The organism is Gordonia sp. DT219, assembly GCF_049847065.1.
GTDB lineage: Bacteria > Actinomycetota > Actinomycetes > Mycobacteriales > Mycobacteriaceae > Gordonia.
The window spans coordinates 1-14,454 of record NZ_JBNCNR010000006.1 but is presented as its reverse complement, the minus strand read 5'-3'; the positions used below and the strand labels follow the sequence as shown (position 1 = coordinate 14,454).

The window sequence follows — 14,454 nt, the reverse complement described above, 5'->3', positions numbered from 1 at the left end:
CCGGTGACCGTCGCAGCGCGCGGCTATATTCGTGATCGATGAACATCGGTGTGTCGACTGTGGTCGAAGCCGCGGTCCGGCCCGGCCATGTCCTGCGTACAGATGACGTCACCGGCGCCACCCTCGACGAACTGCTCGACACGATCTCCGACGACCTGCCGGTGTTTCTCGATCACCGCGGGCCCGACGACCGCACGGCCGCACACGTGAGCACCGAGGTCCTCGACGCGCTGGAAAAGATTCTCGTCGACCTCTTTCCGGCCTGGCTGCCCGGTGGCCGGCCGGGTCAGCTGGTCGACGTCGCCGACGCGGAGTCGGCGGCTCGGGCGTTGTGCCGTGACGCCGGACTGGCCGGCCCGGCGGTGGTGATCGATCTTGCCCGTTCGGCCGCGGCCCGCACGGTGCCGCGCCGACGGCAGACACCCGAGTCGCGCGCCGCCGGCCTGGCCGGCCTACTCCGGCACGCCTACCGGAGACCGCAGATCATCCTGGCGGTACGCGCGAGTGCCGGCCTCTCCCCCGCCGGACAGCGCACTGCCGCCGCGGCCTACGAATGGCTGGCGGTGCATGCCCGATGCACGGTCTGGTTGAGCGCCGACGCGCTGGAGCAGATCATTCGCGTCCCCCGGGTCCGGCTGGGCCTCGCCGGATCGGGGCTCGCCGGATCGGGGCTCGCCGGATCGGGGCCCGACGACACCGAGGACCATCGGGGCTCCCCCGTGCCCGGCGCGGATACACCGATACTCGCGGTATCCCGGCCGGTCGGCGCCCCCTCCCCGAACAGCCGGGCCGAGCAAACACTCGAAACAGTGCTCTCGCGCCGGGGCTGGGCGGCCGACCGGCAGTGGAATCGTCGGCCCGGCGGCCTGCATCCCCTCGCGCCCGTTGTCGTCGTCGACCTCCTGTGGGCCACCGAGCAGGTCATCGTCGAGATCGACGGGCCGGACCACCGCCGCGCCGACAAATACGCAAACGACCGCAGCCGCGACAACCTGCTGCAACAACACGGCTACCTCGTGCTGCGCTACACCAACGAGCAGGTACTCGCCGACGCCGATCTCGTCGCCGACGAACTCCGTGAAATCCTGGACGCACGGCAGCGCCGGGCCTGCGCACCCACACCGATCCGATCCGAGGAGGCTCCGACGTGGACCACCCGAAGCTGACACCGAGCCAGAGCGCGGTGCTCTTCGTCCTGATGGCCGAGTCCCGCGCGCTCTCGACCCCGCAATTGCGGGCATTGGGCCCCAACCTCGACAAACCCGGGCGCGAGTTGCTGGCGCGACACGGCCTCATCGAATCCGTCAAGGGCGCTCGGGGAGCACTGTTCCATTCGCTGACCGATCGCGGATGGGCTTGGTGTGCAACAGAATTGCCGGATGGTCCGCCCGCGCGCTCACAGCCACCGATCCGTGCGATGTATGCCGTGCTGGCCGGCCTCGGCCGTTACCTCGACGCCGAGGATCTACGCCTGCATGAAGTCTTCGGCCGGCCGCGGCCCGAGGACACGTCCACCCACGCAACCCCGGCGCCGGCCACCGATGATCGCCCGGCCACCGACCTCCGGGGCATCATCGTCGAGACCTACTACCGCCTTGCCCCGGTCCGTGGTGCGCTCGTCGACGTCGCGCGCCTGCGGACCGCGATCACCGGCCATTCTCGTGCTGCCTTCGACGCCGCGATCGTCGAACTGGAACAACAGCGCGGCGTCAGCCTGATACCGCAGGACGACCGCGCACGACTGACCGCAGGCGATCACGCGGCCGCAGTGATGGTCGGCACCCAGCCATGCCACCTGTTCGCCATCGAGGAGGCCTGATGGAACGCCAGACGCGCCAAGCGTTGGAATCGATTCGGCTCGACTGGGCCGATACCCCCGACGACGTCTGGGGCGCCGCGAACCCCTACCACGTCGACGGACTGCACAGCCAGATCGTGGTGGAGACCATGCGAAGCTTCGACGACGCCCAGCGCTCGGAGTCGGCAAGCCCCATCGGAGTGGTGATCCGCGGCGTGGCCGGCTCGGGCAAGACCCACCTCCTGGGCCAGGTGCGCCAGCGCGTCCAGAGCACCGGCGGCTACTTCTTTCTGCTGAAACTGCTTGACGGCAGCGACTTCTGGAAGTCCACGACCGTGGCCATCCTGGAAAGCCTCAACCGCCCGGGTGCCGAGCACCCCACGCAATTGGCGCAACTTCTCGACCATCTGGCGCGCGAGTCCGGCGTGCCGGAGACGACTCGGCTCGCCGTCATCGGTGCGGCGCCACTGACCGGCACCGCGCTCGAAGAATTCGTCGCCGGGGTGTATCGACACCACGCCCACCGGCGTCGGTCGCAACACATTCTGCGCGCCCTCGTCCTGACCGCCTCACAAGACGACGATGCCAAGGATCTCGGCGAGGCCTTCCTGCACCTCGATGTCGACGACGCCGACGAGTTGGCGGAGTGGGGCATCCGGAATGCCAAACTCGGCTACCAGGAAATCGTCCAGAACATCTCTCGTATCGTTGCCTTCGACAACGCGGCCGTGCTGGCGATCGATCAGATCGACACGTTGATCGAGGCGGGCAAATCGGCCCTCACGGGCGAGGAATCGATCGTCGAGCAGGTGGCCCACGGCTTGATGGCGCTGCGCGAGAACATGAGTCGCACGTCAACCGTGGTCTCCTGCATCACCGCCGCATGGGACTACCTCGAGGGCCGCGCCATGCGGTCGGCATCCGAACGCTTCCGCAAGCCACCGATGCTGCAGCGTCCCGCGTCGGCCGACTTCGGGCGGGAGTTGCTCGCCAAGCGATTCGCCCCCGGCTTTGCGCGCGCCGACTTTACACCCCCGTATCCGACGTGGCCGGTGGCGCTCACCGCCCTGACGAGCGCCACGCAGTACACCCCGCGCGAGCTCATGATCGCGGTGGACCGGCAGATCGCCGCGATGCTGCGATCCGGCGACTTCCACGAACTCGTCGATCTCGCCGACACCGACGCCACCCCGATCGGTGAACCGGCGGCCACGCACACCGACACCGTCGATGGGGAAAGTGCGCCGGCGACCACCGCCGCCGCGACACCCGGGCAGACCGCCACCGGACCGAAACCCGAACTCGCCGAACTCGATCGGCGATATGAGGACCTGATCGCGCGCGCCGATCCACTCCCCGCGCTCGTGTCCGACGGCGAAGATCGCATCGTGCCGGGGTTGCTGCGGGCCGGACTCGGCGCCTGGATCGAAGCCGTACCGGCCGATCCCGGCGAATGGCGGCAGGATCCGAAGCCCGGCGCGAAGCCGGTCCTTCATGGCCGGATCCGGCACATCATCGATTCGCACCGGGAGCTCGACGAATCGTGGAGCTTCCGCGCCATCTCGGCGACCAATCCGCGAGCCGTTCAGACCCGCCTGGCGAATGCGACCACCGCAGCCGGCCTGAGTCTGGGGACGGTCGAGAGAACCCTGGTGATACTGCGGCGCGAGCCGTGGCCCAACGGACCGAAGACCGCGCAGATGGTAGACGAATTACATTCGCGCGGCGGCAAAGTCGTTGCGTGGTCGGAGCCGGACATCCGGCGATTGATGGCCCTCACCCAGTTGGGTGACGAGCATTCACCACACCTACATGACTGGATCGTCGCCCGCAATCCGGCGGCCGAGATCGAGTTGTTCACCGAGATTCTCGGCACCGGGACGGCACGATCGGCGACGTCGCCGGCGAGCGCCGCGAGCGCACCGGTCACCGCGACTGCCCAACCGCCGCATGCCGCCCGAGCGCCGCATGCCGCCCATCATCGGTCTGGGGCCGTCGGCACCCTGCAGTCTGGCGCCGCCGACATCCTGCAGTCTGGCGCCGCCGACGAACTGCCCCTCGGTCACCGCACCAACGGAGGCGAGCCGGTGTCTGTGCCGTTGGTGGCACTGCGCAAGCACATCGCGATCTTTGCCGGGACCGGATCGGGCAAGACCGTCCTCATCCGTCGAATCGTGGAAGAAGCTGCGCTACAAGGGGTTTCCGCTATCGTTCTCGACATCAACAACGATCTGTCCCGGTTGGGCACCCCGTGGCCGCCGGCGACCCGCACCTGGAGCGACGCCGAGGGCGAACTGGCCGACCGCTATTTCGCCGACACCGAGGTCGTCGTGTTCACCCCAGGCCGGAAGGCCGGACGCCCGTTGAGTTTTCGTCCGCTGCCCGACTTCGCCGCCCTCGAGCAGGAATCCGACGAGTTCACCGCGGCCGTGGACTCCGCCGTCGGCGCACTTCTGCCCCGCGCGCGTCCGAGCGAACGCGGCGCCAAGGCCGGGCGCTACGAGGCCGTACTGCGCCAGGCCATGGTGCACTTCGGACATTCGGGCGGCGGAAGTCTGCAATCGCTGGTCACCATGCTCTCCGAACTCCCGGACGGGGTCAGCACCCTCGCCGACGCACCACGACTGGCGATCGATCTCAGCGAGAACCTCAAGGCGTCGATGGCCAACGACCCACTCCTCGACGGCGACGCGGCGCCGGCCGACCCCGGGTTCCTGCTGACGCCCTCGCCCGGCCGTCGGGCCCGGGTCTCGGTCATCAACCTCGCCGGCCTCGGCGGTGAAGAGCGCGTCGCCAACTTCGTGGGACAGCTACAGATGTCGCTGTTCGCCTGGATCAAGAAGAATCCGGCCGCCGACCGGCCGCTCGGCGGGATTCTGGTCATGGACGAGGCCCAGAACTACGCACCCTCGCAGGGCACCACCAGTGCCATGCAGAGCACCCTGGCGCTGGCCTCGCAGGCCCGCAAGTACGGTCTCGGACTGATCTTCGCCACCCAGGCGCCCAAAGGTATCCACGGTCGGGTCAGTGGCAATGCCTCGACGCAGTTCTTCGGGAAGCTGAACCACCCCAACCAGATCGAAGCCGCCAAGGAACTCGCGGCCAGCAAGGGCAGTCCGATTCCGGATGTGGGCCGGTTGTCGACCGGCACGTTCTACACCGCCGTCGACGGGGGCAGGTTCATCAAGGTGGACACCCCGTTGTGCCTGAGCTATCACCCGCAGAGCCCGCCCACCGAGGACGAGGTCATCGCGCTGTCGCGTCCCTGACCAGGAAATCCCCGGTTATGACCGGGCCCTGTGGACAACTGCGGCTCGACCGCTCGAACTGTCGTACCCCCGTGATGCCATGGACGCACCTCGAACAAAGGAGCGCCCATGGCCGATCACGCCGCTGCAATCCGTGGCATCCCACGCTGGCATCCCGATCCGATCATCCGTGAGACGTTGGCGACCATTCGCCGATTCGGCTGGGCGGTCACCGCGGTGAGCGACGAGTGCGCATGCGGCGACGCCGCATGCCTGCCGCCGGAGTGCGCCTTCGCGTATACGACGGGTCTCGCCCTGCACACGATCCCCGATCTCGCCGTCTACGGCCTCGACCCACGCACGAGTTGCGAGTTGCTCAACGAACTCGGCGACCTTTTCCATCGCACCGACTGGCGTTCGGTGGTCGATCGCCGGATCGAGGTCGAGGTGCATGCGCTCGATGTGCCGGTCCGGGTGATCGAGATCGTCGACAAGGCCGATCTGCTCATCACCAACGAGCTTTTCCCGAACCATCCTGCGCTGCAAGTCGTCTGGGCCGACGACCTCGGACTGTATCCGTGGCAGGAGGGCTATTGCCTACAGCCGGTGCACCAGCTGGTCAAGGGCATCGCGGACGTCGGCGCGGGTCATCTGGCAGGTCCGCACGTGGTGAGCGCCGCGGACGGACCCGACCGCACAGTGCCTCGGCGGGCCCGGCGGCGCCGACCCCGCGAGTGAGGCCCTGACCGGACTCCGGTGTGGGGCGGGCAGTCCATGGCGCGCCCCACGCCGGGCCCGGTCGAACCGAGCCCGCGTGCCGGCGGGGCCGAACGACTGGGGCACACTGGATTCATGCGGCACCTCGCACCGGGAGAGAACACCGCGCTGCCCTCACCGACGGTGACGGTATCGGTGCGCTCGGCGACGCCGGTGAACACCTCGGCGGTGTTGCTCACCTCGGATGGTCGGGTGCGCTCGGATGCAGACTTCGTGTTCTACAACCAGCCCACCGGTCCCGGCATCGCCTACCGGTCGGACGGATCCGCCGACGTCCTCACCGTCGACACCACACGTGTGCCGCCGGACATCGTGACCGTTGCGATCGCGGCCAGCCTGGACGGCGCCGGCCCGGCGTCGTTCGCCACGGCCGGCCGACTCGAGGCAACCGTGACGCCCGCCGCCGGTGGCGAACCGATCTCCTTCGTGCCCACCGATCTCACGAGCGAGGCCGCGGTGATCTGTCTGGAGATCTATCGCCGCGGCGACGGCTGGAAGGTCCGCGCCGTCGGCCAGGGATACGACGCCGGATTGGCCGGGCTGGCGACGGCGTTCGGCATCGACATCGAGAGCGATTCGACACCCCCGACCACGCCACCGCGGGTAGCCGACCCACAGCCGTGGCCGCCGGCATCCACAGCCACCACCGGAGCCCAGAACCCACCGGCCACCGGCCACCGGCCATCGGCCCGACCGCCTCTCCAGGGAGCATCCATGCACAGCGATCTGTTCCACCGCGACCACGCCGAGGTCTCCGGGCAGGGCATCCAGAAGCAGGGCGCCAAGATGTGCCGGATCGGGCTGTCCGGCGAGGTCATGGCGCGAGCCGGGTCGATGGTCGCCTACCAGGGTGATCTGAGGTTCGAGGCGCTCGGTGCCGGGGGCATCGGACGCATGATGCGCCAAGCACTTTCGGGTGAGGGCGTCCCATTGATGAAGGTGAGCGGGCGCGGCGACCTGTTCCTGGCCAATGCCGCCGCCGACGTCCATCTCATCGACCTCGACGGCACCGACGGCCTGACCATCAACGGCGCGAACGTGCTGGCCTTCGAGGCCGGCCTCACCTACGAGGTCGCCCGGGTGCACGGCGCGGGCGCCCTCGGCAACGCCGGGATGTACAACTGCGTGTTCACCGGCCGTGGCCGAATCGCCATCACCACCGACGGCACGCCCGTGGTCCTCGACGTCGACGCCGCCACCTACGCCGACCCCAACGCCGCGGTCGCCTGGTCGTCGAGCCTACGCACGTCTATCAAGACGAACGACTCCTTCAACCTCGGCACCCTGATGGGCCGAAGCACCGGCGAGCGCCTCACCCTCGCGTTCTCCGGTCAGGGCTTCGTCGTCGTGCAGCCGTCGGAGCTACCGCCCGGCGGGTTCGTCGGCGGCACCGGTGACGGCGGACAGGCCGGTGTCGGCGGCATGCTCGGCGGATTCCTCGGGCGTTGACCTCCCACCCACCTCGAACACTTTCTGGCGATTTCCGGCAGGTCCAGGCATTTCCGGGTACCACTCCAGCCGGTATTTGACTTAGCAAATTACCGGCACTTTTGCCCCGGAGTACATACGTACTCTTACCGCATGGTAAGTTCACTTCCGCCTGAATTCGTGACTTACGGCACTCAGGTCGCCGCCTTGGGGGGCGGTCACTTTTGGGAAGGGGAATTGGTGTGCTGCGTGGAGATACTTCACGGCGGGGATGGACCCGCAAACTCGTAACATCGCTCGCTGCTGCCGCGACCGGCATCGGCGTGGCCGCGACCTTGGCCGGTCCGGCAGCTGCTGCCGATCAGCAGCAACAACTGGCCGACTACATCAACGCGGGTGCCAAGAAACCCGTTGTCGCCGAGAACATTTTGAAGGGCGGCAGCACTTGGCAGACACCTGCCGGCAATGGCCCGCAGCAGGATTCGTTCCTGCCCGCCTTCGCTTATGGACTGACCAATTCGAATGCGGCGCCTCCCGGCGCCAATGACTGGTCCTGCAAGCCGGCCGAAGGCCAAGAGCCCGTCGTCCTCGTGCACGGCACGTGGGAGAACGCCTACAACAACTGGGCGATGATCTCACCGGCGCTCAAGAAGGAAGGCTACTGCGTCTACGCACTCAACTACGGCATCTCGAACCCGCTGCAGGGTGGTGGCCTTGGCGGCCTTCTGCCCGGCGCCAACGGCACGGGCGATATCGCGAAGTCCGGCAAGCAGGTCGGCCAGTTCGTCGACAAGGTGCTGAAGTCGACCGGCGCGTCCAAGGTGAACATGGTCGGCCACTCGCAGGGCGGCATCACCGCGCGCGAGTACCTGCGCTACGACGGCGGCGCGGCCAAGGTCGACAACCTCGTCACCCTCGGGGCCACCAACAACGGCACCTCCCTCGACGGGATCGGCACACTCGGCCGCACCATCAACAACCTGGGGATCGACACACTCGGACCGATCGCCCTGGCCGTCGGCACGTCGGGCATCCAGCAGGTGTACGACTCGGTGTACATCAAGCACCTCAACGCGGGCGGCAAGTACGCCATCGGCGACGTGAACTACACCATCGTCGGAAGCCGCTACGACGAGGTCACCACCCCGTACCAGTCGACGTTCTTCCCGGCCGGTACACCGCACACGAAGAACATCACGCTCCAGAACGGGTGTGAACAGGACACGTCGGACCACCTGGCATTGAGCTACTCGCCGCGTGCGGTCTCGATCGTCCTCAACGCGTTCGATCACAAGACGAAGATCGTCTGCGCACCGAATGCGTGGCTGTTCGGCTGACCACCAGCCCAGCTCCGCAACAACGCGATGCCGCCTCCCCGTCGGGAGGCGGCATCGTCGTTTCTCGAAGGTGGCGCGCCTTGAACGAGAAGCACAACGCGCGGTACGTTGACGTTTACCTACTTTCGTGACTTAAGACACTCAGGTCACCAACTATCGGGTTTGGTCACTTCCGGAAAGAGGTATTGGTGTGTTGCATGGAGGAACTGCGCGGCGGGGTTGGACCCGCAAATTCGTAACATCCCTGGCCGCTGCCGCCACCGGCATCGGTGTGGCCATGACGATGGCCGGCCCGGCCGCTGCGGCCGATCAACAGCAGCAACTCGCCGACTACATCAACGCCGGTGCCAAGAAACCCGTTGTCGCCGAGAACATTCTGAAGGGCGACAGCACGTGGCGGACACCCGTCGGCAACGGCCCCGAGCAGCAGGCCTTCATACCCGCCTTCACCTACGGGCTGAGCAGTCCGGACATCGCACCTCCCGGCGCCAACGACTGGCACTGCAGGCCAACCAAAGGTCACAAGCCCGTCGTCCTCGTCCACGGCACCTGGGAGAACGCCTACAACAACTGGGCGATGATCTCCCCGGCCCTGAAGCGAGCAGGTTACTGCGTCTACGCACTGAACTACGGCATCGCGCCGCTCTCGCAGGGCGGCGGAGTGGCCGCTCTCCTGCCCGGCGCCTACGCCACCGGTGACATCACGAAGTCCGGAACACAGTTGGGTGTGTTCGTCGACAAGGTGCTGCACTCCACCGGAGCGACCAAGGTGAACATGGTCGGCCACTCGCAGGGCGGCATCACCGCCCGGCAGTACCTGCGCTACGACGGTGGCGCCGCCAAGGTCGACCACCTCGTCACGCTCGGTGCCACCAACAACGGCACCTCGCTCAACGGGATCGGCACACTGGGCCGCACCATCAACAACCTCGGGATCGACGTGCTCGGTCCGATCGCGCTGGGCGTCGGCACGTCGGGCATCCAGCAGGTCTACGACTCGGTGTTCATCAACCACCTGAACGCGGGCGGCAAGTACGCCATCGGCGACGTCAAGTACACCATCGTCGGTACCCGCTACGACGAGGTCACCACGCCGTACCAGTCGACGTTCTTCCCGCCCGGCACACCGAATACCACGAACATCACGTTGCAGGACGGGTGCGAGCAGGACAAGTCGGATCACCTGGCGTTCAGCTACTCGCCGCGCGCGGTCTCCATCGTCCTTCGCGCATTCGACGGCAGGACGAACCTCGTGTGCGCCCCGAACGCATGGCTGTTCGGCTGACGGCCAGTTACACCACAGGCGCGAAAGCTCTTCCCCCACTTCTGGTTTCGTCCCCCAGTTGCTTCTGGGGAAAGAACAGAAAAGTGGGGGAAGAACGAGTCTTCCCCCACTTTTCGTTGGGTTGTCGAGGCGCCGGTGACATCACCGGCGCGAAGTCACCAGCTCGACTTCTGCACGCCCGGCAGCTCGCCGGCGTGTGCCATCTCGCGCAGGCAGATACGGCACAGACCGAACTTGCGGTACACCGAGTGCGGGCGACCGCACCGGTTGCACCGGGTGTACCCGCGCACGGCGAACTTGGGCTTCTTGTTGGCCTTGTTGACCAGAGCCTTCTTTGCCATGTCAGTTGTCCTTCGCGTTGTTGTCCTTGAACGGGAAGCCCAGCGCGCGGAGCAGTGCGCGGCCTTCGTCGTCCGTGGTGGCCGACGTGACGACGGTGATGTCCATACCGCGCGGCCGGTCGATGTTGTCGATGTTGATCTCATGGAACATCGACTGCTCGTTCAGGCCGAACGTGTAGTTGCCGTTGCCGTCGAACTGGCGGTCGCTCAGGCCGCGGAAGTCGCGGATACGGGGCAGCGCGATCGACACGAGGCGGTCGAGGAACTCCCACATCCGGTCGCCGCGCAGGGTCACGCGCGCACCGATCGGCATACCTTCGCGGAGCTTGAACTGTGCGATGGACTTACGGGCGCGACGAACCTCCGGCTTCTGACCGGTGATCCGCTCGAGGTCGGTGACCGCGCCGTTGATGAGCTTGGCGTCCCGGGCGGCGTCACCGACACCCATGTTCACCACGACCTTCACCACGCCGGGGATCAGCATGACGTTGGCGTAGTCGAATTCCTTGTTGAGCGCGTCCTTGATCTCGGCACGGTAGCGCTGCTTCAGCCGGGGCTGAACCTTCTCAGTTGTGGTCATCTCAGATGTCCTTCCCGGTCTTGCGCGAGATGCGGACCTTTTTGCCGGTCTCTTCGTCGACGCGGTATCCGACGCGGGACGGGTTGCCCTCGGAGTCCACGACCATCACGTTCGAGACGTGAATGGGGGCTTCCTGGGTCACGATGCCGCCCGACGCCGCGCCACGCTCGTTGGCCGAGGCGGCGGTGTGCTTCTTGATCCGGTTGACGCCCTCGACGAGAACTCGCTGACGCTGCGGGTAGGACTCGATGACCTTGCCCTTGGCGCCCTTGTCCTTGCCCGAAATGACGATCACGGTGTCACCCTTGTGCACCTTCATGTCAGATCACCTCCGGTGCCAGCGACACGATTTTCATGAACTTCTTCTCACGCAGCTCGCGGCCGACCGGGCCGAAGATGCGGGTACCGCGAGGATCGTTCTCACCACGGAGAATGACGGCGGCGTTCTCGTCGAAACGGATGTAGCTTCCGTCCGGACGGCGGCGCTCCTTGGCGGTGCGCACGATGACCGCCTTGACGACCTCGCCCTTCTTGATGTTGCCACCGGGGATGGCGTCTTTGACAGTGGCAACGATGGTGTCACCAATGCCGGCGTAGCGCCGCGACGAGCCGCCCAGCACGCGGATGCACAAGATTTCCTTGGCACCGGTGTTGTCGGCGACCCGCAGGCGAGACTCCTGCTGAATCATTCGATTCTCTCCTTGACCTGGATGTCGTCGATACCCCTGATCCGCTGTCGGCGAATCGGACGTATCTGTGCGGCGGATTTCCGACCCGACGCACACGGCCTGTTGCCACCGGACACACGCCTGCCTGGGCTTTTCCGCATCACACGGTTCGTCCCAGTGGGTTCATGAGCCGATTCGCGGCGCTCACGCACCGCAGGCAACCCGTCAAGTGTAGGGGAAACCGCAGGTCGGCACCAAATCTGTCCGCCAGATCGCCCATCCGGGCGTCGGGCGGGGCCCGGATCCGGCGCCGAGCCGGTCAGGGGCGCCGAGTCACCAGTCCTCGAGACGGGTGATGCCGTCCTGGAGCGCGCGGGCGAGCAGATGGGTCTTGGTCGGGGCGGAGCGTCCGATGGCGGCATATTTGGCCCGGATGCGGGCGAGGTGCGTGCTCACCGTCGAGGCCGCGATGAAGAGGTGCTCGGCCGCCTCCTCCTTCGAGTCCGCCGCCAGCCAGGCAAGCAGTACCTCGGTCTCGCGCGGCGAGAGCACCGGCCGGCGCACCGGCTCGGCGAGGGCCGCGGCGCTCGGCCCAGCCGGCCCGATCGCGGGGCGGACCGGAGCGACCGGGGCGACCGGGGCGATCGGATGGAACCCGTTGCGCGGCAACGTCGATCGATAGTCATCGATGCGGGAGATCGACGCACGTGCGAGGCGGGGACCGGCCATCGGCGCGCCAGGAGTCGGCAGGCCGGTGGTCGGCAGGGGGGTGTCCGGGAAATCGGAACGCGCGGTGGTCACCGTTGGTCCTCATCTACTGTCATGTACCACGGCGCCCGCACGATTCGTGCTTGCCGTTCGCACTGCTTGATCGGTCTTTCACAGTGAATGTTAAGCCTTTACTCAGCAAAGCAGTAGTCCCAGGAAAGGGGACGCCACTTGCATCCGCAAACGCCTCCGGCGACGTAGGCTCACAGGACAAAGTAGAACGTGTTCTAGTAGTGTGCGGCTCAGGAGGATCACCGATGACCAGCCCATCCCGACACGATGTACTCGGCACCAGCGTGACCATGCCGGTCGAGATCCGTCGCGCCCGATGCTTCGTGGCCGGGTTCACCGCCGACGCGGCGGCCATGCAGACCGCCATGGACACCGCGGGTGCCGCCGGCCGGCGGCTCACCCCATTGCGGATCCGTCGTGGTCGCGGCATGTGCATGCTGGTGTTCATCGACTACATCGACGGTGACCTCGGTCCATACAACGAGTTCGGCGTGTGTTTTCTCGTCGCACCGGACTCCGGTGGCGACGCAGGCGAGCGAGCCGCGGGCGCCCGCTCCCCGCTGCGCTCACTGTTCGCCGGCGACGCCCGCGCGCTGATCCATCGGCTCCCGGTCGACGGGGAGTTCACGCTCGCCGCCGGCCGCGGCATCTGGGGTTTCCCCAAGATCCTCGCCGATTTCGATGTCGACCACGACTCCCCGACGCGGCACGGGAGCGTGAGTGCCGACGGCAGGTTGATCGCCGACCTCACCGTCAAACGTGGCCTGCCGATGCCGTCGTCCTCGGTGGAGACCACGATGCAGGCCTACTCTCAGCTCGATGGCGTGCTGCGGATGACGCCGTGGCGCCTGCGGTCGATCACCGGCACCCGCACCCGGATCGGTGGCGCGCACCTGCGACTCGGTGATCACGAGATCGCCGACGAACTGCGGTCGCTGCGACTGTCGCGCCACGCCCTCATGACCACCTCGATCCGCAGCCTGGCGATGACCTTCGACGACGCCGAGCCCGTCTGATCGACCCCACGTCTGATCGACCGCTTCGCTGATCGACCGGCGCGCACTCGCCTAGACTTCGCGGAAGCGTCGTCCATCCTCACGTCAGGCGGTATCGCGATGAGCAATCTGGAAGTCCGGCCCGCCGAGGTCGAATGCCGGACGGTCGCCGAGGACTCGGCCGCCCCTGACGGTGCATTGGCGGTCCAGGTACTGACCTCGCGCGACGTACCGCTCGGCGGGCCCCGCGCGATGACCGTCCACCGCACCCTCCCCCAGCGCGACCGATCACTGATCGGTGCGTGGTGCTTCGTCGACCATTACGGGCCCGACGACGTCTCGGTCACCGGCGGAATGGACGTGCCACCACACCCGCACACCGGATTACAAACGGCCAGTTGGCTGTTCACCGGCGAGATCGAGCATCGCGACACCATGGGCACCCATGCACTGGTACGTCCGGGCGAGCTGAATCTGATGACCGCCGGGCACGGCATCGCGCACACCGAGGTGTCCACCCCCGACACCACGGTGCTGCACGGGGTGCAACTGTGGATTGCGCTGCCCGCCGACGCCGTCGACGCCCCAAGGGATTTCGCGCACCACGTGCCACCGGTGGTCTCCGCGGGCGAGGCGAGCGTCCGGGTATTCCTCGGCGGGCTGCTCGGCGCCACCTCGCCGGTGCACACCTTCACCCCGCTGCTCGGTGCGGAGCTGCATCTGCCGGCGGGTGCCGAGGTCACCCTCGACGTGCGTCCAGACTTCGAGCACGGCTTCCTCGTCGATACCGGCCGACTCGAGATCGCCGACTCCACCGCACGCATCCTCGAACGCACCGAACTCGGCTACGTCGGACTGGGCGCGCAGACGATCACGTTGCGCAATCGTGGCGACGAGGGGGCACGGATTCTCGTGCTCGGCGGGGCACCGCTGGACGAGGACATCGTCATGTGGTGGAACTTCATCGGCCGCACCCACGAGGACATCGTCGCCTTCCGTGAACAGTGGATGGCCCACGGCGAACGATTCGGGCAGGTGCATGGATACCTCGGCGATACCCAGCACCTGCCCGCGCCCACCCTCCCGGGAACCCGGCTACGTGCCCGGGAGAACATTCCCGGGCACGCTCGCGAGTCCTAGTGCGGCGCGCCTGAAGTTTCTGGACGGTGTTGTTTGATTCAATGGTGTATGCGAGCTGCACCGTTGATCATCCCCGA

General features: G+C 67.0%; 14 protein-coding genes. 9 read left to right on the top strand and 5 right to left on the bottom strand.

The features are described from left to right. The first annotated feature begins 38 nt into the window (after positions 1 to 38). From ACPXB3_RS09865 to ACPXB3_RS09835, 7 genes are all read left to right on the top strand, one after another. The gene (locus tag ACPXB3_RS09865; protein WP_425727503.1) at positions 39 to 1,166 is read left to right on the top strand and encodes a DUF559 domain-containing protein; all 1,128 of its coding nucleotides are present in this window, start codon (positions 39 to 41) and stop codon (positions 1,164 to 1,166) included. Then, positions 1,148 to 1,819, top strand: a complete 672-nt coding sequence (locus tag ACPXB3_RS09860) for a MarR family transcriptional regulator (RefSeq protein ID WP_425704483.1) — start codon at positions 1,148 to 1,150, stop codon at positions 1,817 to 1,819. The genes ACPXB3_RS09865 and ACPXB3_RS09860 overlap by 19 nt, the downstream gene beginning before the upstream one ends. Beyond that, positions 1,819 to 5,067, top strand: a complete 3,249-nt coding sequence (locus tag ACPXB3_RS09855) for a helicase HerA domain-containing protein (RefSeq protein WP_425727502.1) — start codon at positions 1,819 to 1,821, stop codon at positions 5,065 to 5,067. The genes ACPXB3_RS09860 and ACPXB3_RS09855 overlap by 1 nt, the downstream gene beginning before the upstream one ends. 108 nt (positions 5,068 to 5,175) lie before the next feature. Continuing rightward, positions 5,176 to 5,784 carry a DUF4262 domain-containing protein gene (locus ACPXB3_RS09850; RefSeq protein ID WP_425727501.1) on the top strand — a complete coding sequence of 203 codons (609 nt, stop codon included), beginning with the start codon at positions 5,176 to 5,178 and terminating at the stop codon, positions 5,782 to 5,784. Between the two features lie 114 nt (positions 5,785 to 5,898). Next, positions 5,899 to 7,272, top strand: coding sequence for an AIM24 family protein (locus ACPXB3_RS09845; RefSeq protein WP_425727500.1), 1,374 nt, complete (start codon positions 5,899 to 5,901; stop codon positions 7,270 to 7,272). 224 nt (positions 7,273 to 7,496) lie between these two features. Next, on the top strand, positions 7,497 to 8,588 hold the full coding sequence (locus ACPXB3_RS09840) for an esterase/lipase family protein (RefSeq protein ID WP_425727565.1): 1,092 nt from the start codon (positions 7,497 to 7,499) through the stop codon (positions 8,586 to 8,588). A gap of 277 nt (positions 8,589 to 8,865) precedes the next feature. Further along, positions 8,866 to 9,873, top strand: a complete 1,008-nt coding sequence (locus ACPXB3_RS09835) for an esterase/lipase family protein (RefSeq protein ID WP_425727499.1) — start codon at positions 8,866 to 8,868, stop codon at positions 9,871 to 9,873. 155 nt (positions 9,874 to 10,028) lie between these two features. Here ACPXB3_RS09835 and ACPXB3_RS09830 read toward each other — a convergent pair whose 3' ends face one another. From ACPXB3_RS09830 to ACPXB3_RS09810, 5 genes are all read right to left on the bottom strand, one after another. Next, complete coding sequence (locus ACPXB3_RS09830; protein WP_425704477.1) at positions 10,029 to 10,214, bottom strand: type Z 30S ribosomal protein S14; 186 nt, start codon at positions 10,212 to 10,214, stop codon at positions 10,029 to 10,031. Position 10,215: 1 nt separating this feature from the next. Next, a complete protein-coding gene (gene rplE / locus ACPXB3_RS09825) occupies positions 10,216 to 10,794 on the bottom strand; it encodes a 50S ribosomal protein L5 (RefSeq protein WP_425704476.1) in 579 nt (192 codons plus the stop codon). A gap of 1 nt (position 10,795) precedes the next feature. Continuing rightward, on the bottom strand, positions 10,796 to 11,113 hold the full coding sequence (gene rplX / locus ACPXB3_RS09820; protein ID WP_425704475.1) for a 50S ribosomal protein L24: 318 nt from the start codon (positions 11,111 to 11,113) through the stop codon (positions 10,796 to 10,798). Between the two features lies 1 nt (position 11,114). Then, a complete protein-coding gene (rplN, locus tag ACPXB3_RS09815) occupies positions 11,115 to 11,483 on the bottom strand; it encodes a 50S ribosomal protein L14 (RefSeq protein WP_425704474.1) in 369 nt (122 codons plus the stop codon). A gap of 312 nt (positions 11,484 to 11,795) precedes the next feature. Beyond that, on the bottom strand, positions 11,796 to 12,191 hold the full coding sequence (locus tag ACPXB3_RS09810) for a response regulator transcription factor (protein ID WP_425727564.1): 396 nt from the start codon (positions 12,189 to 12,191) through the stop codon (positions 11,796 to 11,798). Positions 12,192 to 12,487: 296 nt separating this feature from the next. Between ACPXB3_RS09810 and ACPXB3_RS09805 the strand changes: the two genes are divergently transcribed. Both ACPXB3_RS09805 and ACPXB3_RS09800 read left to right on the top strand, forming a co-directional pair. Further along, positions 12,488 to 13,258: an acetoacetate decarboxylase family protein gene (locus ACPXB3_RS09805; protein ID WP_425704473.1), complete on the top strand. Its 771-nt coding sequence runs from the start codon at positions 12,488 to 12,490 to the stop codon at positions 13,256 to 13,258. Positions 13,259 to 13,357: 99 nt separating this feature from the next. Next, positions 13,358 to 14,377, top strand: coding sequence for a pirin family protein (locus tag ACPXB3_RS09800; protein ID WP_425727498.1), 1,020 nt, complete (start codon positions 13,358 to 13,360; stop codon positions 14,375 to 14,377). Positions 14,378 to 14,454: the final 77 nt, after the last annotated feature.